The 20,760-nt window shown below is 56.3% G+C and carries 20 protein-coding genes and 1 CRISPR repeat array; of the genes, 8 read left to right on the top strand and 12 right to left on the bottom strand.

Going from position 1 to position 20,760, the window contains the following annotated elements:
• Positions 1 to 18 precede the first annotated feature (18 nt).
• The 3 genes from E3E27_RS04180 to E3E27_RS04170 are packed head-to-tail and all read right to left on the bottom strand — an operon-like array spanning position 19 to position 2,178.
• Positions 19 to 1,155: a tRNA (guanine(10)-N(2))-dimethyltransferase gene (locus E3E27_RS04180; RefSeq protein ID WP_167773520.1), complete on the bottom strand. Its 1,137-nt coding sequence runs from the start codon at positions 1,153 to 1,155 to the stop codon at positions 19 to 21.
• Between the two features lie 46 nt (positions 1,156 to 1,201).
• Positions 1,202 to 1,468, bottom strand: a complete 267-nt coding sequence (locus E3E27_RS04175; RefSeq protein WP_014787955.1) for a 50S ribosomal protein L35ae — start codon at positions 1,466 to 1,468, stop codon at positions 1,202 to 1,204.
• Positions 1,469 to 1,509: 41 nt separating this feature from the next.
• On the bottom strand, positions 1,510 to 2,178 hold the full coding sequence (locus tag E3E27_RS04170) for a haloacid dehalogenase (RefSeq protein WP_167773519.1): 669 nt from the start codon (positions 2,176 to 2,178) through the stop codon (positions 1,510 to 1,512).
• Positions 2,179 to 2,269: 91 nt separating this feature from the next.
• Between E3E27_RS04170 and pepQ the strand changes: the two genes are divergently transcribed.
• Both pepQ and E3E27_RS04160 read left to right on the top strand, forming a co-directional pair.
• Positions 2,270 to 3,316: a Xaa-Pro dipeptidase PepQ gene (gene pepQ, locus E3E27_RS04165; RefSeq protein WP_167773518.1), complete on the top strand. Its 1,047-nt coding sequence runs from the start codon at positions 2,270 to 2,272 to the stop codon at positions 3,314 to 3,316.
• Between the two features lie 56 nt (positions 3,317 to 3,372).
• Entirely contained in the window at positions 3,373 to 4,446 is a 1,074-nt protein-coding gene (locus E3E27_RS04160) for an mRNA surveillance protein pelota (protein ID WP_167773517.1), read from the top strand.
• On the opposite strand, the gene E3E27_RS04155 is transcribed toward E3E27_RS04160, so the two are convergent.
• From E3E27_RS04155 to E3E27_RS04145, 3 genes are read right to left on the bottom strand one after another with little or no spacing between them, the layout of a single operon-like run.
• The gene (locus tag E3E27_RS04155; protein ID WP_167773516.1) at positions 4,447 to 5,439 is read right to left on the bottom strand and encodes an AIR synthase family protein; all 993 of its coding nucleotides are present in this window, start codon (positions 5,437 to 5,439) and stop codon (positions 4,447 to 4,449) included.
• Positions 5,408 to 6,229, bottom strand: coding sequence for a 7-cyano-7-deazaguanine synthase (locus tag E3E27_RS04150; protein ID WP_167773515.1), 822 nt, complete (start codon positions 6,227 to 6,229; stop codon positions 5,408 to 5,410). The genes E3E27_RS04155 and E3E27_RS04150 overlap by 32 nt, the downstream gene beginning before the upstream one ends.
• A 38-nt stretch (positions 6,230 to 6,267) precedes the next feature.
• Positions 6,268 to 6,630 carry a DUF4870 domain-containing protein gene (locus tag E3E27_RS04145; protein WP_014787961.1) on the bottom strand — a complete coding sequence of 121 codons (363 nt, stop codon included), beginning with the start codon at positions 6,628 to 6,630 and terminating at the stop codon, positions 6,268 to 6,270.
• Between the two features lie 211 nt (positions 6,631 to 6,841).
• On the opposite strand from E3E27_RS04145, the gene E3E27_RS04140 reads away from it, so the two are divergent.
• The 5 genes from E3E27_RS04140 (at position 6,842) to metG (ending at position 15,174) form a co-directional block, all read left to right on the top strand.
• Positions 6,842 to 7,069 (top strand): FeoA domain-containing protein, encoded by a 228-nt coding sequence (locus E3E27_RS04140; RefSeq protein ID WP_014787962.1) that lies wholly within the window; start codon positions 6,842 to 6,844, stop codon positions 7,067 to 7,069.
• 10 nt (positions 7,070 to 7,079) lie between these two features.
• On the top strand, positions 7,080 to 9,056 hold the full coding sequence (gene feoB, locus E3E27_RS04135) for a ferrous iron transport protein B (protein ID WP_167773514.1): 1,977 nt from the start codon (positions 7,080 to 7,082) through the stop codon (positions 9,054 to 9,056).
• Positions 9,057 to 9,065: 9 nt separating this feature from the next.
• On the top strand, positions 9,066 to 9,335 hold the full coding sequence (locus tag E3E27_RS04130; protein ID WP_167773513.1) for a DNA-binding protein: 270 nt from the start codon (positions 9,066 to 9,068) through the stop codon (positions 9,333 to 9,335).
• 182 nt (positions 9,336 to 9,517) lie between these two features.
• Positions 9,518 to 10,759 carry a sugar phosphate nucleotidyltransferase gene (locus E3E27_RS04125; protein ID WP_167773512.1) on the top strand — a complete coding sequence of 414 codons (1,242 nt, stop codon included), beginning with the start codon at positions 9,518 to 9,520 and terminating at the stop codon, positions 10,757 to 10,759.
• 178 nt (positions 10,760 to 10,937) lie between these two features.
• Positions 10,938 to 12,366: direct repeats of the CRISPR family, unit length 30 nt; unit sequence GTTTCAATTCTCCCAGAGTCTTATTGCAAC.
• A gap of 600 nt (positions 12,367 to 12,966) precedes the next feature.
• Complete coding sequence (gene metG / locus E3E27_RS04120; protein ID WP_167773762.1) at positions 12,967 to 15,174, top strand: methionine--tRNA ligase; 2,208 nt, start codon at positions 12,967 to 12,969, stop codon at positions 15,172 to 15,174.
• Between the two features lie 4 nt (positions 15,175 to 15,178).
• On the opposite strand, the gene E3E27_RS04115 is transcribed toward metG, so the two are convergent.
• From E3E27_RS04115 to E3E27_RS04100, 4 genes are read right to left on the bottom strand one after another with little or no spacing between them, the layout of a single operon-like run.
• Entirely contained in the window at positions 15,179 to 16,015 is an 837-nt protein-coding gene (locus tag E3E27_RS04115; protein WP_167773511.1) for a helix-turn-helix domain-containing protein, read from the bottom strand.
• A 28-nt stretch (positions 16,016 to 16,043) separates the two neighbouring features.
• Positions 16,044 to 17,255, bottom strand: a complete 1,212-nt coding sequence (locus tag E3E27_RS04110; RefSeq protein WP_371731550.1) for a hypothetical protein — start codon at positions 17,253 to 17,255, stop codon at positions 16,044 to 16,046.
• A 55-nt stretch (positions 17,256 to 17,310) separates the two neighbouring features.
• Positions 17,311 to 17,592, bottom strand: coding sequence for a hypothetical protein (locus tag E3E27_RS04105; protein WP_167773760.1), 282 nt, complete (start codon positions 17,590 to 17,592; stop codon positions 17,311 to 17,313).
• Between the two features lie 44 nt (positions 17,593 to 17,636).
• Positions 17,637 to 18,371, bottom strand: coding sequence for a sulfite exporter TauE/SafE family protein (locus tag E3E27_RS04100; RefSeq protein WP_167773510.1), 735 nt, complete (start codon positions 18,369 to 18,371; stop codon positions 17,637 to 17,639).
• Positions 18,372 to 18,471: 100 nt separating this feature from the next.
• Between E3E27_RS04100 and E3E27_RS04095 the strand changes: the two genes are divergently transcribed.
• A complete protein-coding gene (locus E3E27_RS04095) occupies positions 18,472 to 19,002 on the top strand; it encodes a hypothetical protein (RefSeq protein WP_240910645.1) in 531 nt (176 codons plus the stop codon).
• Here the strand turns inward: E3E27_RS04095 and E3E27_RS04090 are convergent.
• Both E3E27_RS04090 and E3E27_RS04085 read right to left on the bottom strand, forming a co-directional pair.
• Complete coding sequence (locus E3E27_RS04090) at positions 18,974 to 19,738, bottom strand: sulfite exporter TauE/SafE family protein (RefSeq protein ID WP_167773509.1); 765 nt, start codon at positions 19,736 to 19,738, stop codon at positions 18,974 to 18,976. The genes E3E27_RS04095 and E3E27_RS04090 overlap by 29 nt on opposite strands.
• A gap of 17 nt (positions 19,739 to 19,755) precedes the next feature.
• Positions 19,756 to 20,751: a M42 family metallopeptidase gene (locus E3E27_RS04085; protein ID WP_167773508.1), complete on the bottom strand. Its 996-nt coding sequence runs from the start codon at positions 20,749 to 20,751 to the stop codon at positions 19,756 to 19,758.
• Between the last annotated feature and the right edge of the window lie 9 nt (positions 20,752 to 20,760).

Raw genomic sequence — 20,760 nt, 5'->3', positions numbered from 1 at the left:
TGGTTAAATGGATATCGGCTACTTCGAGGGCTTCATGGCCTCAAGCACAGCATCGAAGGGTGCGTCCGTTTTTATTGCGGTGGGGGAGAAGTGCGTCCTCGTCGCACGGTAGCCGGTTTCACGTAGGGCCTTGATTACATCGGCGAGCTTCCCGACCTGAAGGCCGTTCCTCCTCGCGAGGGCGTGCGTGTCGTAGTGGAAGGGGAGGTCGAGTTCTTCGGAGAGGACTTCGAGAAACGGGAGGGTCTTCTTGTGGGCAAGGGCTTTTTCCTCCGCCAGATCTAGCATGTCCTCAACGAATTCCTGCTCCTTGAGGGGACCGAGCCAGAGAGGACCGTGTGAGGGTGCCTTCTCCGGGAGGAAACCCGTCTCGTACTCGAAGCGCCCGCTGGCTTCCTGCCTGAGGTAGCCAAGATTTGAAAGGCTCTCGTCGGCCTTCCTCGCACCGCTCCTGAGCCTCAAAAACGCTCTGAAGTAGTGGTCGCGGTAGTAGGCGAGGAGAACCTCGATGCCGAGGTCGTACTTTGCCGCGTACCTGACGACCGTCCCTATGAGAATCCTCAGCCCGGCCTCGTGGCAGAGCTCGCCCCTTATCGGCTCGGCGAGGTACTTCCTCCTGCAGGCCTGCCTGTAGGCCCCACATAGGACGCCTGTGTCTGTAGCTGTTACCGCCAGAACCCCCCGCCTTTTCACGCTCCTCAAGGCCGTGTCGAGGAACTCGACCGGCGAACCGAAGGGGTCCAAGTCCAGAAAGTCGAAGTAGCGGAACTTCTCGGCCATCAGCCTGTTGGCATCGTCGTGGTTGGCCACCACCGTTTTCTCGCCGCGAAAGACGAACCTTCTCTCACCGAGCATCTCGCCCTCAACATTGAGGTTTCTCCTAACGTTTTCCAGAATCAGGTTGAAGGCTTCTTCGCTTATGTCGTTCAGCCAGACCTCCCCCGCTGGGGTCTCAAGGGCGTAGCGAATGCCCCTTATCCCGGTCGCGGAGAGGGCATCAAGGACTCTTCCAGGCTTGAGCACGCTAACAGCCAGGACGCTCACGTCCCTGTTGAGTGCCATCACGGGGTTGTAAAAGACCGGGGCATCGTATATCCTCTCAGCCTTTGGGACAAGGATTCCTGCAAGACCCTCGCGCACCTCAACGAATTCCATTCTCTCACCGGAGAAAGAAAAGGTTGAAGTGTTTAAAGGGTTGCGCTCAGAGAATCTCAACGTAGTCCCCAAGGGCCTGGCCCGGCAGGCCGGGCTTGAAGTAGGCCTTGACCTCGCCCCTGTTGCCGTGGGGCTTGAGGATCTTGCCGTACATCTTCCTGCCGGTAGGGGTTCTCCAGACGACCTTCCTGCCTATGAGCCTTGAGGCCGCGTTCCTGTCGTCGATGCCGAGGGGCTTTAGAATCATATGGTGGTTGTCCTGGTGCTCCTTGGTTCCGGCGTAGGCAAGGACGAGAGCCTTTCCCCTGGCCATCGCCCTCACCCCCACCGAAGGGGGTTCGCGGGGTGGAATTTTTAAGTTTTATCCCCTCCGGCGAACGCCGAGAGTCCCTCGTCTATCTCCAGGATCTCTCTGAGAGACTTGATTTTGAGGAAATTCTGTCTCTCGAACAGGAGCGCAACATCGCTCTTGTAGGGGGAAGCCTTCTGGACGAGGAGGGTGTTCTCGTCGAGAATGTACGTGAACCTGCTCGGACTGTCGTCCACCCAGACGAAGGGCTCCTCGGGGTACAGCTCGCGCAGGTTCTCGAACTTCTTGAGCATATCTTTGGTGCCCCTGAATGTTATCACTTCGTCGAACTCGTCGTACCAGTCCGTCTTCTTCATGAAGATTACCTTCCCGCCGGGGTAGGTGTGCTCGCCGGAGAAGCTGATGACGTAGCGGCCCCTTTTCCTGAGCGTCCTGATGACGTTCCTCGAGTGGGGGAAGTCCTTGATGTACCTCGGCATGAGCTTGTAGTACTCGTGTATAGTCCCCTGTGCCACCAGCTCGTGTATAACCCCGAGGTACTGGTATGTGAGCTTTCCCTTGATGAAAAGGAACAGGGCCTTATAGTAATCGTCATAGAGGTCGCTCTCTATCACGGCTGGAATTGTCTTCTCAATAGCTATGCGGAGGGCCTTCTCGACAGCCCCGGTGCTGTCCACGAGCGTCCCGTCGAAGTCAAAGAGGTAGACCACCATGGATTAAAGTATCACTCGGGGAGTTATAACCTTTCCTGAACCCGAAAGGGTTTTATTGGACGCGAGATTACAGGGAACGGGTGGTTGCCACATGAGGATTGAAAAACTCAGGGAGTTCATAACCGAAAAAGAACTTGACGGCGTTCTAATAACCGGGAGGGAAAACCTCTTCTACTTCACCGGCTCATCACCCGTCCTCGGTGGATACCTCGTCGTCACACCTGACGATGCCATCTTCATCGTCCCCGAACTTGAATATGAGGAAGCCAGGGAAAGCTCCAAAGTTCCGGTCGAAAAGTTCAAGACGGGGAAGGAGCTCTACGAGAGGCTCTCGTCCTTCAAGCTCAGGAGGCTCGGAATAGAAGGGAGGACCAGCTTCTCCACGGTGCAAACCCTCAGGGAGAAGGCGGGTGCCGAGGACTTCGTGAGCATTGACGACGTGATACGGGACCTCCGCATAGTAAAGACGCGGGAGGAGATAGAGGTCATCGAGGCCGCCTGCAGGATAGCGGACCAGGCGATGATGGCCGCGCTGGAGGAGATCAGCGAGGGCAGGCGCGAGAGGGAGATAGCGGCGAAGATGGAGTACGTCATGAAGATGAACGGCGCGGAAAAGCCGGCCTTCGACACGATAATAGCCAGCGGCTGGCGCTCTGCCCTGCCACACGGTATAGCCAGCGACAAGAGGATAGAGAAGGGCGACCTGGTTGTCATCGACGAGGGAGCGCTCTACAGGCACTACCACTCGGACACCACGAGGACGATAGTCGTCGGCACTCCTAACGAGAAGCAGAGGGACATCTACTACGCCGTCCTTGAGGCCCAGAGGAAGGGGGTTGAAGCGGCCAGGCCGGGAATGACGGCAAAGGAACTGGACACCATCGTCAGGGACGTCATCAAGGAGTACGGTTACGGCGACAACTTCATTCACTCCACCGGGCACGGCGTCGGCCTGGAGATCCATGAGTGGCCGCGCGTGAGCCAGTTTGACGAGACGGTGCTCAAGCCGGGAATGGTGATAACCATCGAGCCTGGAATATACCTCCCCAAGTTCGGCGGGGTGAGGATAGAGGACACCGTGGTCATAACCGAGAACGGCGCGAGAAGGCTCACGAGAACGGAGAGGGAGCTGATTTAGGCCCCTCCTAACAACTTTTTAAAGGCCATCGCCTACTCTTCTCTGGGGGTGAGCGGGTGCAGATAATCCACCAGGACGTCAAGGAGGGCAAGATAAAGGTCAAGGCCGAAACCCTCGACGACCTCTGGCACCTCTACCACATCATAGACCCGGGCGATGTCGTTTACGCCAAAACGCTCCGCAAGCAGAGCCAGCGCTCGGACTCGCTCAGGGCCGAGAAGGTCGAGGTTATTCCCGTCTTCCTTGGGGTTAGGGCCGAGAAGATAAACTTCCACAAGTTCGCCAACCAGGTCCGCGTCACCGGGCCGATAGTCTACGCCAGCAGGGACGACGTCCCCCTCGGCAAGTACCACACGATAGCGATTGAAGAAGGCACGGTCGTAACGATTCAGAAGCCCCGCTGGAAGGAGCACCACATCGAGAGGCTCAAGGAGGCGGTTGAGGCATCTAAGAGGGCAAGGGTGATGATAGTCGTCATAGACGACGGCGAGGCCGACATGGCGATAATCCGCGAGTACGGCGTCGAGATACTCAAGGGGATACGCTACAACCTCGGCGGGAAGCGCTACGCCACCAACCGCGAGAGCGAGGAGAAGAAGTTCTTCCACGACGTGGCGAAGAGCATGGAGGAGATAATCAGCCGGGAAGGCATAGAGCGGGCCATAGTTGCCGGCCCCGGCTTCGTCAAGGAGGACTTCTACAAGTTCCTGCGCGAGAACTACCCCGAGCTGGCCAAGAAGGTGGTCATCGAAGATACGAGCGTTACCGGAAGGACCGGCATCTACGAGGTCATAAAGCGAGGGACCGTCGATAAGGTCTACCACGAGAACAGGGTTGCGAAGGAGGTTCAGCTCGTCGAGAAGGTGCTGGAGAACATAGCGAGAAACAACGGTTTAGCTGCCTACGGTCTCAAGGAAGTCGAGGAGGCCGTCAATTACGGTGCGGTTGAGACGCTTCTCGTTCTCGACGAGCTGCTCAAGGGCGAGAACAGGGAGAAGATCGAGGAGCTGATGGAGGCCGTCCGCTACTCCCGCGGCGAGGTGGTCGTGGTGAGCTCGGAGCACGAGGGTGGGGAGAAGCTGAAGGCCCTCGGCGGCCTGGCGGCGCTGCTGAGGTTCAGGGTGAAGTGATCAGCCGTACAGCTCCACGTAGGGGTCGCCCTCAAAGACCGGAAACTCCTTCTCCTCTCCGTTTTCGATTAGGAGGCGTTCCTTATCCTCGGTGAACTCTCCAATCTCGAACGCCCCAATTCCATTTTTGTTTAATTCTGTAATTAAAGCATCAACCTTCCCGGGCGGTGTTATCGCTATCAGCGTTCCGGTGGAGGAGACGCTCCACGGCTCAAGGCCGTAGAAGTCGAGGACCTTCTTTACGAGGGGGTCGAGCTGGAGCTTCTCGGCGTAAACCCTGAAGCCCAGTCCGGAGTTGTCCGCCACCTCGTGGAGCGCCGTTAGGCCCCCTTCGGTGGCGTCGTGCATGCCCCTGACGAAGGGTCTGGCCGTTAAGGCGTCGGGGACGACGGTTTCAGACCTGAAGTGCTCCCTGAGCCTTGCTATTTCCCTGAAGCTCAGGAACTTTCTCAGTTCCTTTTCACGGAAATACGCGGCGGAAACAGCAAACTCAAGGCCGACCTTGGCCGTGACGAGTATCCTGTCGCCGGGCCTCGCGAGTGGAAGTTTCAACTCGTCCTTCCGCACCAGCCCCATAACGGTTGTTGTGCCAGTTGGCTCCCTGATTGAGGGATAAACCCCTGTGTGGCCTCCTATTATGGAACTCCCGTAGCGCCTGCACTCCGCGTTCAGCTCACGCATCACCTTTTCCAGAAAACCCCTCCCGCTCCCGGGAGGAAGAAGCAGATCGACCACCAGCCACCTCGGCCTCGCCCCGAAGACGGCAACGTCGCTCGATGCGAAGTGGTAGGTAAAGAAGCCGAAGGTCTCCTCCGGAACGCCGAGCGTTGGATCCGTCGCGACGACGAGGTAGTGGCTTTCATCGTATTCGAGCACAGCCGAGTCGAACCCCTCCCTCGGGCCGTGGATTATCTTCGGATCCTCGATGCCGAGGTTCGGGAAGACTACCTCCCTCAGCACGTCATTCCTCAGCTTTCCGGGCGGAAGCTTCACCTTCCTTCCCCCCGAACCTTGAGACGACCCGCCTTACCTCCCCGAGGGTTTCCCCGTCGCAGTCCCAGCACATCACCTCGAAGCTCGGAACCCTCACGCTCACGCGGACCTTCCTCGCTCTGGCGATTTTACTCACCTCGTAGTTCACCCTGAAGGCCAAGTCCATGAGCTCCTCCGTGACGACCTCCTCGCGGTCTATGTACTGGAGCGGACAGCCCTCGCGCCACTGCCTCCTCCTCGCGTGCTCGTACATGCGGTAGGGCCTTATTCCCGCCTCCTCGGCGAGCTTTTCCACCTCCTCGGCGGTGTACCTTATCAGCGGCCTGAAGAAGGGAATCCCAATCTTCGGTATGTCGCAGAGCCTTATATCGCCTTTGCACTGGTCAAGGAGTGCGCCTATGATCTTGTCGTTGGCGTTGTCCCCCTTGGCTAAGACCTCAAAGCCGTTGTTGAGGGCGAACCACTTGGCGTTCCAAAGCATCACCTTCTTGCAGTTTATGCAGATCGGCCCCTTCCTTCCGGTTGCCTCGCGGAGGAGGCCGTCCGTAACATCAACGAGGTAGTGCTCGATGCCAAGTTTTTTTGTAAAACCCATCGCCCAGTTCAGGGTTTCCCTCCAGCTCCAGCGGTGGAAGAAGGTCAGCGCGGAGACGTCCAGGCCGGCTTCTTTTAGGAGGTAAAGAGCCAGGCTCGAATCCTTTCCGCCTGAAAAGAGGACAAGGATTCGTTTTTCGTAGAGGCCGTTCTTCCTCGAGAACTCTCTGACGTCTCTAATTACCCTTTCAATCATGGGGAAAAAGTAACCGGGGAGGCTTAAAAACCTAAGCCTCAGACGTTCACCTTTCCGACCCACTCCTCGGCCAGGTCTCCGACGACGGGGAACTTGTAGCGTTCGCCCTGGTATGCTTTAACCATTCCCAGTATCCAGAGGGCGAGACCGAGGATCCAGAGGAGCCAGGAAATTATGCCGCCGATGTACGGAATGAATCCGAAGATCACTTGAAGCACCGTGATGCCTATGAAGGTTATCAACGATTGCATCGCATGGAAGCGGACGAAATCGCTCTCCTTCTCAAGCACCAGGAATACTATCCCCGTAACCCACCAGACAAGGTAGGCAAGCATTCCCTCGACGTTCTCGTCCAGGCCGAGGGAGGTCTTCTTTGGTTCCCCGCGTGGGGCTTCACTCATAAAGCACACCTCCCAAACTCAACTTTCTATATTCGTCCAACTCCTTAAATACCTTTCCTGCATCTGGTTTTCTCAGTTGCAAAATTGGCGAAGCCTTTAGAACCTGAAAATTTTTGATTTCAAACTTTTAAGTTGTGTTAGGCTCACCAAAGCTTTTTAAGGCTCTCGAGGGAGTTGGATATTGAATTAGGACAGCCTAACGGTGATGCTCATGATTGTACCCCTAAATGCACTCCGCCCCGGGGAAAGGGGTATCGTCGTGAACGTGCTCGGCGGACCCGCTGTCAGGCAGAGGCTGGTGGCAATGGGCCTGACCCCCGGAGCGCCGGTTCAAATAATCGAGGCCCACAGCTACGGGCCGATAATCATCTCCGTGGGAGGCGTCAGGTTCGCAATAGGCAGGGGAATGGCAGGCAAAGTGATGATCAGGAAGCTGTGAGGTGCTCCCGATGATGAAGGTGGTCGCCCTCGCAGGAAACCCGAACGTTGGCAAGACGACCATATTCAACGCGCTGACCGGACTGAGACAGCACGTCGGCAACTGGCCCGGCGTGACCGTGGAGAAGAAGGAGGGAGTGCTGGAGTACCGGGGGCAGAGGTTTCTTGTCGTGGATCTGCCCGGTACCTACTCCCTCACGGCCCACTCGGTGGACGAGCTCGTGACGAGGGATTTCCTCCTCAAGGGGAGCGCCGACGTGGTCGTGAACGTGGTAGATGCGACCGCGCTTATGAGGAACCTCTTTCTCACGATGGAGATACTTGAGATGGGCCTGGATAACGTCATAATAGCCCTCAACAAGCTCGACCTCGCAGAGAAGCACGGGATAGAGATAAACGTGAAGCGAATGGAGGAAACCCTGGGCGTTCCTGTTGTTCCGCTCAGCGCCAAGGAGGGAGTGGGCTTAGAGGAGCTGAAGGAAAAGATATACCAGATGGCCAACGGACTTCTTAAAGAACGCCCCGTGATTCCCCGCTATGACCCGGAGGTCGAGAGGGAGATAGAGCACATAACTGAGGTTCTCAGGGGTACACCGCTAGCGGAAAAGTACAACCTCCGCTGGCTGGCGGTGAAGCTTCTCCAGAGAGACGACGGAGTGATAAAGCTCGTTCTCAGGCATCTTGGAAAGGAGAAGCTCGACGAAATCATGGGACACATAGCCGAGGTGGAGGAGCGCTACAAGAGGGCGATGGATCTGATAATAGCCAGCCAGAAGTACGAGTTCATAGACGGCCTCATGCACCGCTTTGTGAGGTATTCCCACGAGCAGGGAGAGACCTTCAGCGACCAGCTGGACAGGTTTCTCACGCACCCCGTTTACGGCCTACTTGCCCTCTTTGGGGTCTTCTACCTGATGTTCAAGTTCGTCTTTGCCGTCGGCCTGCCGCTCCAGGAGCTCCTTGATGGAACGTTTTCGGCCTTTGGCGAGTGGCTAGCGCCTCACATAGCAAACGAGACGCTGAGGGGCCTTCTAGTGGACGGTGTAATAGCCGGCGTCGGCTCGGTTCTGAGCTTCTTCCCGCTCGTGTTCCTCCTCTTCCTGGCACTCTCGGTGCTCGAGGACGTTGGGTACATGGCCAGGGCCGCCGTCGTCATGGAGAGGATAATGCGCAAGTTTGGCCTTCCAGGGAAGAGCTTCATTCCCCTGGTTCTCGCCTTCGGCTGCAACGTCCCCGCCGTGATGGCCACCAGAACCCTCGACGAGGAGAGGGACAGACTGCTGACCATGCTCGTGAACCCCCTTATACCCTGCTCTGCCAGGCTCAGCGTTATAAGCTTCCTCGCAGGGGCGTTCTTCACAGGGCATCAGGCGCTGGTCGCGGTGAGTATCTACGCCACCGCCGTGCTCCTGGCCCTGCTCATGGCCTGGCTGATAGGAAAACTGGTCGTCAAGGGGGAGGAAAGTCCGTTCATCATTGAGTTACCGGAGTACCTCATCCCCTCGTGGAGAACCGTGATGCTCCACTCCTGGGAGAGGAGCAAGGAGTTCGTCAAGAAGGCCGGAACGATAATCCTCCTCGGCTCGGTAGCGATATGGTATCTCAGCAACTATCCCGTTCCGATAGGCACTGGCGAGAGTTACGCCGAAAAGCTGGGCATGTTCTTCGAGCCCTACATGAAACTGATGGGCCTCGACTGGAAGGCGGCAGTTAGTCTGCTGTTCGGAATAATCGCCAAGGAGAACGTCATATCGACCTACGGGATAATCTACGGAAGCGAGGAGGCAATAGTCGGTGCCATGACTCCGCTCCAGGCCTACGTGCTCGGCATGGTAACGACCCTGTACGTGCCGTGCATAGCGACGATAGCCGCGATAAGGGCCGAAAGCGGCTGGAAGTGGGCGGCCTTCACGGTGGTTTATATGATGGTCCTGGCGAGTATCGTGGGAATCCTGATATGGAACATCGGGACTGCCCTGGGCTACTGAGGTGTTGGAATGCTGGAGAGGATCCTGGAACTCTTGGAGAAGGGGAAAAGTCTGGACGAGATAGCGAAGGAGCTGGGGGTTCCAAGGGACGAGGTCGCCGGCGCCATGGAGGTGCTGGCAGACCTCGGCTACCTGGAGCGGGTGGAAGCGGGGGAGAGCCCCTGCGCCACCTGTCCCCTTAAGAGCGTCTGCCCCGGCTCCTGCTTCCGCTTCAGGGGGAAGGTATATCAACTCCCAGATTTCAGGCTCGACGGGAAGGACAGGGTATCGAAACCGTGATTGGCCCTTGCAGGGCTTATATTTTTTCCGCTAAACCTAATTTTTGGGGCAAAACACTTATGTGGGGCCTAAACGCGGATTTTTCGAACTTTTCACCGTCAGTTAAATCCGCCACCGCGGGTTATATATTTTATGGCCGTAAAACATATAAAACCCCCCGTCGAAATGTAGACGGTGATACCATGAAGGCGGTTATTCTTGCAGGTGGTTTCGGGACGAGGCTGAGGCCAATCTCATCGACCAGGCCCAAGCCGATGGTCCCGGTTCTCGGAAAGCCGAACCTCCAGTACATCCTTGAGAGCCTGGAGAAGGTCCAGGAGATAGATGAAGTCATTCTCTCGGTTCACTACATGAGGGGAGAGATCAGGGAGTTCATAGAGGAGAAGATGGCCGATTACCCGAAGGATATAAGGTTCGTCAATGACCCGATGCCGCTCGAAACCGGCGGAGCGCTCAAGAACGTTGAGGAGTACGTGAGTGAGGACTTCCTCGTCATCTACGGCGATGTCTTCACCAACTTCGACTTCAGGGAGCTCATAGAGGCCCACGAGGGCAACGACGGCCTCATAACGGTTGCGGTGACCAAGGTCTACGACCCCGAGAAGTACGGTGTCGTCGAGCTGGACGACGGAAACAGGGTGACCCACTTCGAGGAGAAGCCCCACAGGCCCAGGACCAACCTCGTCGATGCGGGCATCTACGTCGTGAACAGGAAGGTCCTCGAGGAGATACCGAAGGGCAAGGAGGTCTACTTCGAGAGGGAGGTACTCCCGAAGTACGTCGCCAGGGGCGAGGTCTACGCCCACAAGATACCGCGCGGGAACTACTGGATAGACCTCGGAACCCCCGAGGACCTCTTCTACGCCCACCAGGTGGCGATGGACGAGATAACCAGGGAGAACGGCTACTTCGTCGTCAGGGAGGGGGCCGAAGTCCCGGAGGACGTCGAGATACAGGGCCCGGTTTACATAGACGAGGGGGTCAAGATCGGGCACGGCGTCAAGATAAAGGCCTACACCTACATAGGCCCGAACACCGTGGTGGAGGACAGGGCCTACCTCAAGCGCTCGATACTCATCAGCCACGACGTGGTTCGCGAGAGGGCCGAGATAAAGGACAGCATTCTCGGCGAAGGTGTCGTCGTCGGGAAGAACGTTATCCTCAAGGAAAACGCCGTCGTCGGCGACTACGCGAGGATATACGACAACCTCGTCATCTACGGCGCCAAGATACTGCCCTGGAAGAAGGTCGAGGAGTACGAGGCCTACATCAGGATAAAGCTCGACCCGACCAAGGTGAGGCCCGGCGCCACGCCGGAGCGCTGCCCGCTCGGCCTGCCCGAGTGCATCTACACGAAGTTCAAGGCCATCGCTGGAGAAAAGCCGCCCTGCGACGAGTGCATAGAGAACCAGTGGCTCTTCTGATGCGCTTTTCAAATTTTCTGTCCGTTTCTGGCCAGTAAGTTTTATTTTAATCTTAGAACACACTAGGCGCCTGGCGATATTCTGGTCTCCTCGATTTTGTCAATTCGATAGTGCACGACAGCCCGATCCAGCCCAGGATATCAATATAAGAAGATCATGCCCAAAATCAAAACCCGCCCTTTCAATTCTCCCAGAGTCTTATTGCAACGTTCGGGGTTTTGCTCGCTCTGCTAGTATTATTCACCAGTTTCAATTCTCCCAGAGTCTTATTGCAACTTCGGGCGTCGTCATCGTCGTAAACCTCGTGATAAGGTTTCAATTCTCCCAGAGTCTTATTGCAACTCTCCGTGCTCCAGTACCCGCAGTTTGAACTCGAGTTTCAATTCTTCCAGAGTCTTATTGCAACTGCTTTCCTGCCCCACTGTCTCGCCTCCTTGGGGGTCGTTTCAATTCTCCCAGAGTCTTATTGCAACGAAGACCCGTGGACTGGAGAACTCAAGTTAAACACTGTTTCAATTCTCCCAGAGTCTTATTGCAACTTCTTCCGGCTCGCTAAGTAGGTTGTCGAGGTCCGTGTTTCAATTCTCCCAGAGTCTTATTGCAACATTGGCCGCATTTTCTGGCAGCTCATCGTCATCAATGGTTTCAATTCTCCCAGAGTCTTATTGCAACCAGAGTACTACATAGCACGGTACAGCAGTTGTGAGCTGTTTCAATTCTCCCAGAGTCTTATTGCAACGCTGTCAGTCCATATTTCTGTGCCCTGGCTATCTTTCGTTTCAATTCTCCCAGAGTCTTATTGCAACTAGTCGGCCAGCCAACCGAAGACCATTCCGAGCGTTTGTTTCAATTCTCCCAGAGTCTTATTGCAACTTCCATGATACGATAGTGGCCTTTGTTTACGCCATTTCGTTTCAATTCTCCCAGAGTCTTATTGCAACCGCCGTGCCGATGCTCCTCCAGATGCTCGGATTCGCGTTTCAATTCTCCCAGAGTCTTATTGCAACGACCTTCAGAACTTGGTGGTGGGTTCTCACAAACTTTGTTTCAATTCTCCCAGAGTCTTATTGCAACGAGCGCTGGCTGGCCAAGGAGCTGCTCGACGACCTTGGTTTCAATTCTCCCAGAGTCTTATTGCAACGGCCGGGTTGGGTGACGGTTGCAGAGGCTCGCCTGAGTTTCAATTCTCCCAGAGTCTTATTGCAACAATGGCGATGTGGCTGGCTCCGTATATGAGTTCTGAGTTTCAATTCTCCCAGAGTCTTATTGCAACGGTGGGGGGGTTATCGCCCCGCAACGCACCACCATGAGTTTCAATTCTCCCAGAGTCTTATTGCAACCGCTGGTTCTTCGTCATACTTGACAGAAAGTTCCAGAGTTTCAATTCTCCCAGAGTCTTATTGCAACTCGTTCCAGACGGCGTTAGTCGAAGTCTGGGCGAGAGGTTTCAATTCTCCCAGAGTCTTATTGCAACTCGAGCTCAACCTCAAGCTTCCGAATCCTCTCCTCAGTTTCAATTCTCCCAGAGTCTTATTGCAACCTCACACACTTTCTTTTCTTTGCACTTCGTTATACAAGTTTCAATTCTCCCAGAGTCTTATTGCAACAGGGCGAGAATTCCGCCCGTTCGCCCAGTAAAAGCCTATGCAGTCTCGAATATTTAAGCCTTTCTGAAGACCACTGGAAAAGAGCCCGCCAAAAGTCGTGGATCCAAGAAGCCAAAGAGGAGGCAGCACCTCAAACACCCGCTCAACCGGCTGAATCCCCTGATGTATGAAAAAGTGCACACGATTTCCTGACCATTCCAAAGCGCTTAAAACGCCAAAAAACCTCGAAGGCAGATTAAAATGCAAAAAGAAACGGTTTCCACTGGGATAAGGGTGTTTTCCAACCACCCCCTGCTTGTTTTTAGAATTTCGAAGAAAATTCGTTACAGTTTAATGTGCTCATCGTAACAAAAAGTTACAGATACAAAAGCCCAAAAATCGATCTCCAGGGGCACGTAAAGTGAAATTTTAAAAATCCGCCGCTACCAATGGGAGGAAATTCAAATCAAAATCACCTCAGCGTGATAATCTCACAGGGAGGGCGGTCGAAAGATATATATCAAATCCTGCATATTTTTCTCAGCTCTTAATAACCCATCGTAATGTTTAAAACCCGCAGGCCTTATAAGGCTCCAAACCCACAGCGGGACGGTGGTTAAAATGGTCAGGTACATGGTAACCTCAGCACTCCCTTACGCTAACGGGCCGATACACGCGGGACACCTTGCGGGAGCCTACCTCCCCGCGGACATCTTCGTGCGCTACCTCCGCCTCAAGGGCGAAGAGGTGCTCTTCATCTGCGGAACTGACGAGCACGGCACTCCAATAACCTTCCGCGCGCTCAAGGAGGGCAGGAGCCCGAGGGAGATAGTTGACGAGTTCCACGAGCACATAAAGACGACCTTCGAGAGGGCCAAGATAAGCTTCGACTACTTCGGCAGGACCGAGTTACCTGTCCACTACCGGGTGAGCCAGGAGTTCTTCCTCAAGGCCCTTGAGAACGGCCACCTCGTCAAGAAGGTCACCAAGCAGGCCTACTGCGAGCACGACAAGATGTTCCTGCCCGATCGGTACGTCATCGGAACGTGCCCCTACTGTGGTGCCGAAAACCAGCGCGGCGACCAGTGTGAGGTCTGCGGAAGACCCTTAACGCCCGAGATCCTCCTCAACCCGCGCTGCAACATCTGTGGAAATCCGATAACCTTCAAGGACTCTGCCCACTACTACATTCGCATGCAGGACTTCGAGGACAGGCTGAGGGAGTGGGTCGAGGGACAGCACTGGAAGCCCAACGTAAAGAACACCGTCCTCGGCTGGATCAACGAGGGGCTTGAGGAGAGGGCCATAACGCGCGACCTCGACTGGGGTATTCCGGTTCCTCTCGACGACGAGGACGTTAAGGGGAAGGTGCTCTACGTCTGGTTTGAAGCGCCTATAGGATACATCTCAATCACCATCGAGGCCCTCAAGAGGGCTGGAAGGGAGAAGGAGTGGAAGAAGTTCTGGCTCAACCTCGACGGAGAAACTAAGGTCATCCACTTCATAGGCAAGGACAACGTGCCCTTCCACGCGATATTCTGGCCGGCCTTTCTCATGGCCTACGGTAAATACAGGGACGATGAAACCGAGGCCGAGTGGCTTCTCCCCCACGATATCCCGGCCAACGAGTACCTCAACCTTGAGGGCAGGAAGTTCTCCACCAGCAGGAACTGGGCGATATGGGTCCACGAGTTCCTCGATGCCTTCCCGGCCGACTACCTGAGGTATTACCTCACCGCGATAATGCCCGAAACTCGTGACAGCGACTTCAGCTTCGCCGACTTCAAGAGCAAGATAAACGAGGAGCTCGTCAACAACCTCGGCAACTTCGTTCACCGCGCGCTCACCTTCACCAACCGCTACTTCGATGGAATCGTTCCAGAGAGGGGCGAGATGGACGAGCTTGACAGGGGGGCCTTCGAGGAGATTGAGAGGGCCTTCAAGGAAGTCGGGGAGCTGATAGGTCAGTACCGCTTCAAGGACGCCCTCAGGCGCGTCATGGAGCTGGCCATCTTCGGCAACCGCTACTTCGACTACCAGAAGCCGTGGAAGACAGCCAAAACCGACCGCGTGAGGACTGCCACAACCGTGAACATATCCCTCCAGCTCGTCAAGGCCCTCGGAATCCTCCTCGAACCGTTCCTGCCCGATGCGAGCGAGAAGATATGGCACCTCCTCAACCTCGAGGAGCTCAAGCGCTGGGAGTTCACCGAGATTAAAGCGGGCCATCGCGTCAGGAGGGCCACCCCGCTCTTCAGGAAGGTTACGGACGAGGACATCATCTACTTCATACTCAACTACATTGCCCGCGGAAACCCGGAGAGCGCGAGGCTCCTCCTCGAAAAGTACTACAGGCGCGACGACGTCGTTAAGGTTGCCCTCCAGCGCTTCAGGAACGAGGAGGAAGCTTTCGCAATCCTTAAGAGCGTCTACGGCGAGGAAGTTGAGGCCAAAGCCGAAAAACCCGAAAAGGCCAAGAAGAAGGGCAAGGGTGATGGGAAGATGAACTACATCAGCTTTGACGAGTTCGCAAAGCTCGACCTGAGGGTCGGGAGGATAATAAGCGTTGAGGACCACCCGAACGCCGACAGGCTCTACGTGGTCAGGGTTGACCTGGGCGATGAGGTCAGACAGCTCGTTGCTGGCCTCAAGAAATACTACAGCAAGGACGAGCTCCTCAACAAGACGGTGGTCATCATAGCGAACCTTGAGCCGAAGAAGCTAAGGGGAGTGGAAAGCCAGGGAATGCTTCTGGCGGCCGACGACGGCGAGAACGTTGCTCTGCTCATGCCGGACAAAGAGGTTAAGCTGGGTGCAAGAATAAGGTGAGGGTTCAAAATTTGAGCTCCACCCAGTTTTCTTTCTTCCCCTTCAGTATCCTGACCAGCCCCTTCCGGTCGAGACGCCTGAACATTCTCCACGCCGTCGTCTTCGGCAGGCCTATCGCCTCCCTTACCTCTGCCTGGCTCGCCCTGCCACCCCTTCCAAACAGGTAGAGCAGGGCCCTTTTTTCCTCCTCGGTCAGCTCCAGGGATTCGAGCCTCTTCCTGAACTCATCTTCCGTAAGGGACTTTCTCCTTCCGCGCCCAAGCCACAGAACCAGACCCACCCCGACCGCGCCCGCGGTGAGTATGCCCAAAACCAGGATCACGGTGGTCTCGTCCCCACTCCCGCCCCTGTACGGGCGCTCCTGGAAGGTGTATGAGACGCTCTGGTTTCCGGGCGGCATGGTTATCGAGCTTCCAGCTATCTCAAGGGGGACCTCGCTCAAATCAACCACCACTGCGCCCTCAGGGAGCACAACGGTGAAGGAATAACTGCTGTTCAGCTGAAGGGTCCACACGATTCCCCGCTTGCTCGTCAGGTCAGGCGTGTAGTACGAAACCCTCACCACGCTGGCCCCGCCGGGGTAAACTATGAGGGTGTCATTGTTGAGTTTGAAATCGACGGGATTACCCCAGCTGTCCTCGACGATGAAGTTCTCGTAGTGTCCTCCGGGGAGGGGGAGGCTGATTTGAGACTCGTAATCCTCGGGGGTAATCTCGTATTCAACTTTAACGTAGCCGTCCTCGTAAACCGTTAAAACCAGCGAGGAAACGGAGTACGCGCTTACCCAGGGGGTGAGAAGGAGCACCGCCATCAGGAGAACCGTGATTTTGCCCACCTTCATTTGAGCACCTCCCGGGAAAATGAAAGGGTCAGGAGTGGGCGAGTATGAACTCCTCCACCCTGTGGAGCATCTCGAGGGAAACGGCAAAGTGTTCCCTTGCCTGGAGCGGCTTCCCTGCTCTGAGAAGTCCGACGCCTGTCCTCAGCTCCTGAACCGCGACCCTGAGCTGAACCTCGGCGCGGGTCGTGTCGACGCCTTCCCTCTTGAGTTCCTCAAGCGCTTTGGAATCCCTCTGGATTCTGTCGTTCATCTCCCTGAGGAAAGCGCGTGCGTCCTTCAGCTTCTCGTTTAGCTCCCTCTCACGGGCCTTTCTTAGCACGAACTCAACCGCTCCGTGGAACTCGATTATGGTCTCCCTGTTCCCCTCCATAACCCTTAGGGCCTCCTCCCATCTGCCCTCGTCGGCAAGGGTCTTGACCTGGTCGTAAAGGGCGGTAAAGGCATCGAGCCTCTCCCGAAGCTCGGTCACGTTGTAGCCGTTCTCCTCGCCCACCTCAATTGCCTTCTGGGCTATCTCCATGCCCTTCTCGCCCTTAATCAGGAAGTCCCGGACTATCTTATCCGCGTTCGCGTAGGCAAGCTCTTCCCTGACCCTTCTCAGCTCCTCATCGAGGAGATCCTTCTTCTCCTTGGCGGCCTCATAGTCGGCCTTCGCCTTCTCGTAGTCCCCGGCTTTGAGGTCATCAAGGACTGTCTTGTATGCGTCCCTGGTCTCGTTGTAAAGCCTGGTTAGATTGCTCACGTCTATTCCCTGGTTTTCGGCGAGTCTTATGGTCCTCTCAACGAACCGGAAGTACTCATTGGTGCGCTCGACTTCCAGCCTGATGCGCTCCCTCCAGTTATGGGCTCGTTCCTTCGCACCTTCGAGGGCCGAGAGGGCAGCTTTGTAGTGGTGCATCGCGGTGAGGCTGTCGAGTATCGAGCCGTAGTAGTCGCCGGCCTCGTACTCGTTCACGGCCTTGTCCGTGTACTCTTCGGCAAGCTGATAGTTGGTAAGTATCGTGGAGTTCTCGGGCAGCTTGTCCTTTATCGGCTCTATCCTGTCCTCCGCCAGCTTGCTCAGCCTCTGAAGCTGGTCAATCAGCTGGCCCGCTATCATGATCTCCCTCGTGCTGTTGTCAAGCGCTCCGGTGTACGAGCCGGTGGTGTTGTTGCCCTCTGCCAGACCCAGTGGAATTAAGCTACCAACCAGCAAGGTTGCCAGGACCAGTGCAAGGCCCTTTATCCCCTTCATGGGCATCACCGTTGAACGCTAGGGGTCAGGTATATTTGAGGACTCCGACGGAACGAACGTTTCATATCGTTCCGTTCCTCTCAAGCTCCCTCACGTGGAGCGCAGTGAGGCAGATGCCCTCGACTACACTCTTGAAGGACGGAATATCGCCGAACTGGGCGTATAGACTTCCATAGTTCGGGTGCCAAGCATCCACCTGCTCGCGGCCTCTCGCGGTGATGATGTAAACGACCCAGCCCTTATCCTTGAGCATCTCCACCAGCTTCCACGCGCCACTCATGTCGTTTTCATTTCTTACCTCGACGCCGAACTCTGCCTTGACCCTCTCGAAAAGCTCCTCCATTTTTCTCACCGCCTTGTGGTTGAACCTTTAGCTAATAAACCTGTCTAAACGAGCATCTTCACCGCCGTGAGCACGAGCAGTCCGGCAAAGGCCCTCTTCAGCCCTCCCGCAGGAACCCTGGAAACGAGGTGGGCTCCGACGAACGAGCCGGCCATCAGCCCGGGAACTATCATCGCGGCGGTTGTGATGTCCACCTGGCCGAGGGTGTAATGGGCGTAGGCCGCCGTGAGGGAGGTAAAGAAGAGTGCAAGGCTCGACGTTCCGACGGCGTACTTAACGGGAATGCCCGCGAGTTCGTGAAAAAGTGGCACGTTGATTATTCCGCCGCTGACGCCGAGCAGTCCACTGGCCAGGCCGGAAAAGGCGCCGATGAAAGGCACGTGCCGATACTTCACCTCCGAAACCCCATCTCCACTTCCCTCGTTGTCCGGTCTCGCGAAGGTGTAGGCGAGGTAGAGAAGGAGGAATGCAAACAGCACCCGGATCACTCCCTCGTCTATCACCGTGGAGAGGTAGGAACCAGCAATCGCCATTGGAATGGAGAACGCCGCTGTCATCAGGGCGACCCTGTATAGAACCCTCCCGCCGCGAACGTGCATCGCCGTGGAGGACATCGAGCCGACGGTTATGCAGGCCAGACTGGTCCCTATCGCGATGCTGAGCGGGAGTCCCGCGAAGGTCAGGGCGGGAACGATCAGGAACCCCCCGCCAACCCCGAAGAGGCCGGCGATAAAGCCTATCGCGACGCCAATCAAAAGTGCAACCGCCGAGCTAATCATTCCGCATCGGCCCGGTATTGCCGGTGGGGTTTATATAGTTTGGCCAGAATGCCACAACTCGACCAAAAAATTTTAAACTTCGGGGATCGTAAGAATTTAGATGACGATGAGCTGGAAAAAGTACTGGCTTTTGGTGGCCCTTGTATTCGTGATCACCCAGCCAGGTTCAATAACTTTCGCCAACTGGGACGCTCCCTACGGCTTTTACAAGGACCTCTCGGTGTGGCTCGGTTCCTCAGCCGGCGGGTTGCTTCTGGTTCTCGCCTACGGCCTGTACGAGTGGAGAAGGAAAAAACTTGGCCCGGCGAATCTCATTCTCTCCGCCGTTATCCTGGTCCTGACCGCGGTGGTAGGTTATAGCGCGGAGCTCGCCATCGGCGGAGAGATGGGCTACGGCAGCGGGAACATAGTGCTCTTCGTAATCGGTGGGTTCCTTGGGTTCATCTTGTCCTTAATGCTACTCTTGATCTCGTTACCATACGTCCCGACGGGAGATTTCTACTACCCCTACGACCGCCCGCTGGTTATCGCGTGGCTGGTTCTAATCGTGGTGGCGGCACTTCTCGAAGCGTCCTACGTCATGGAAAGAAGGAAAGAAAAGCTCAGGGAACCGGGAGGCCGAGTCCCTTGAGGATCATTCTCAGGGCTAAGAGCCCCATGACAACGGCGAAGGCCTTCTTAAGACTGCTCGCCCGTGTTCTCTTCGCTATCCTCGCACCGAGCTGGGCACCGATTATCAGCCCCGGGACAAGGAGGACGAGCCACTGGGTTTCCACGTTGCCCATCGCGTAGTGTTTGAGCGCCCCAGCGGTTGCGGTAAAGACTATAGCGAAGCTTGACGTTGCCACGGCGTAGTGAATCGGCAGTCCAATGTACGTGAGAAACGGCACGTTGATTATGCCCCCACCGACGCCGAGCAGTCCACTGGCTATTCCCGCGAAGAATCCCCCAACCGGAACGAGCTTGTAGTTCACATTAACGTCCCCGAGCTTGACCTCGCTCGGCTCGGCCGTCTTCTTGCGGTATATCCTGACGGCAACGACGATTAAGGCGAGGCCGAAGATGACCTTCAGTTGGGAGGCACTTATGAAGCTCGTGAGCCAAGCGCCGATGTAGGCCCCTATCACGGCCGTTGAAGCCAGCAGGAGGCCGACCTTGTAGTGTATCCTCCCCTGCCTTGAGTAAGCTAAGGCGGAGCTGAGGGAGGTAAAGACCACTGCGGCGCTTGAGGTTCCCACCGCGTGATGTATCTCGACGCCGAGGAAGTTGAGAGTTGGGACTATCAGGAAGCCCCCTCCGAGGCCAAAGAGCGCCGCGAGGATTCCTATGAAGACTCCAACCGCGAAGTAGGAGACGTATTTAAGCAAGGAATCACCCCCGTTCTTCAGAGTTCGAAGGCAATCGCCTCTATGAGCTTTGTCAGGGCCTCAAGGTCCCCGAGGTGAAGGGTCTCGACCTCGCTGTGGAGGTACCTTATGGGCACGCTCAGGGCGAGGACTTCGCTCTTTCCCTGGAAGACCGAGGCGTCGGTTCCACCGCCGGTTACGCCAATCTGGAGGGGAATCCCGTTCCTCGACGCTATTTCCGCGACCTTTCTGGCGAGCCTCCTCGTATAGATGGCCGAGTTGTCCACGGCCCTTATCACCGCTCCCCCGCCGGGGCGAACGTTACCAGTAAGCTCGCCGCAGCAGGCGAAGGAATCGACGGCAAAGGCGTATCTCGGAGTGTAACGCTCCGCCAAAAAGCGGGCGCCCTTGAGGCCAATCTCCTCCTGGACCGTGAAGGCGAAGATGAAGCGCCCGTCGAGGTCGTGGTCAACGAGGTCCTTTATCGCCTCCACGAGGGCAACGACCCCAAAGCGGTCATCGAGGGAGCGGGTGGAGACGTAGCGGCCGTTGAGAACCGCGAAGTGCTTCTTGAAGACCGCGTAGTCGAGCACCTTAACGCCGAGCTCTTCAGCCTCCTCCCGGCTTTCAGCCCCGATGTCTATGGCGAGCTTGCTCCATGGAACGGTGTCGAACTTCCGTTCAAGGTTGAGGTGCACCGGAAGGGCGCCAATGACGCCGTCGAGCCTCCCGCTCTCGGTTATCACGTCGAGGTGCCTGCCGTAGAGCAGTCTGTCGTCTATGCCGCCGATTTTCCTGAAGGCCAGCTTTCCGTCGGGCCTTATTCCAGTTATCAGGAGCCCTATCTCGTCCATGTGGGCCATGAAGATGGCCTTTAGCTCGCCCTCGCCGAGCTCGACGAGCAGGTTTCCAATGGTATCGACGGTGTAGTCGGCGTACGGCTCGACCCACTCCGCAATCTTCTCCCTGACCTTTTCCTCGTAGCCGGAAATCCCCTGAATCCGGGTGATTTCCCTCAGCTCATCGACGAGCATGCTACCACC

Source organism: Thermococcus sp. MV11, assembly GCF_012027285.1.
Taxonomy (GTDB): Archaea; Methanobacteriota_B; Thermococci; order Thermococcales; family Thermococcaceae; genus Thermococcus; species Thermococcus cleftensis.
The sequence above is the reverse complement of the archived record's forward strand: the minus strand, read 5'-3'. Positions and strand labels throughout refer to the sequence as shown.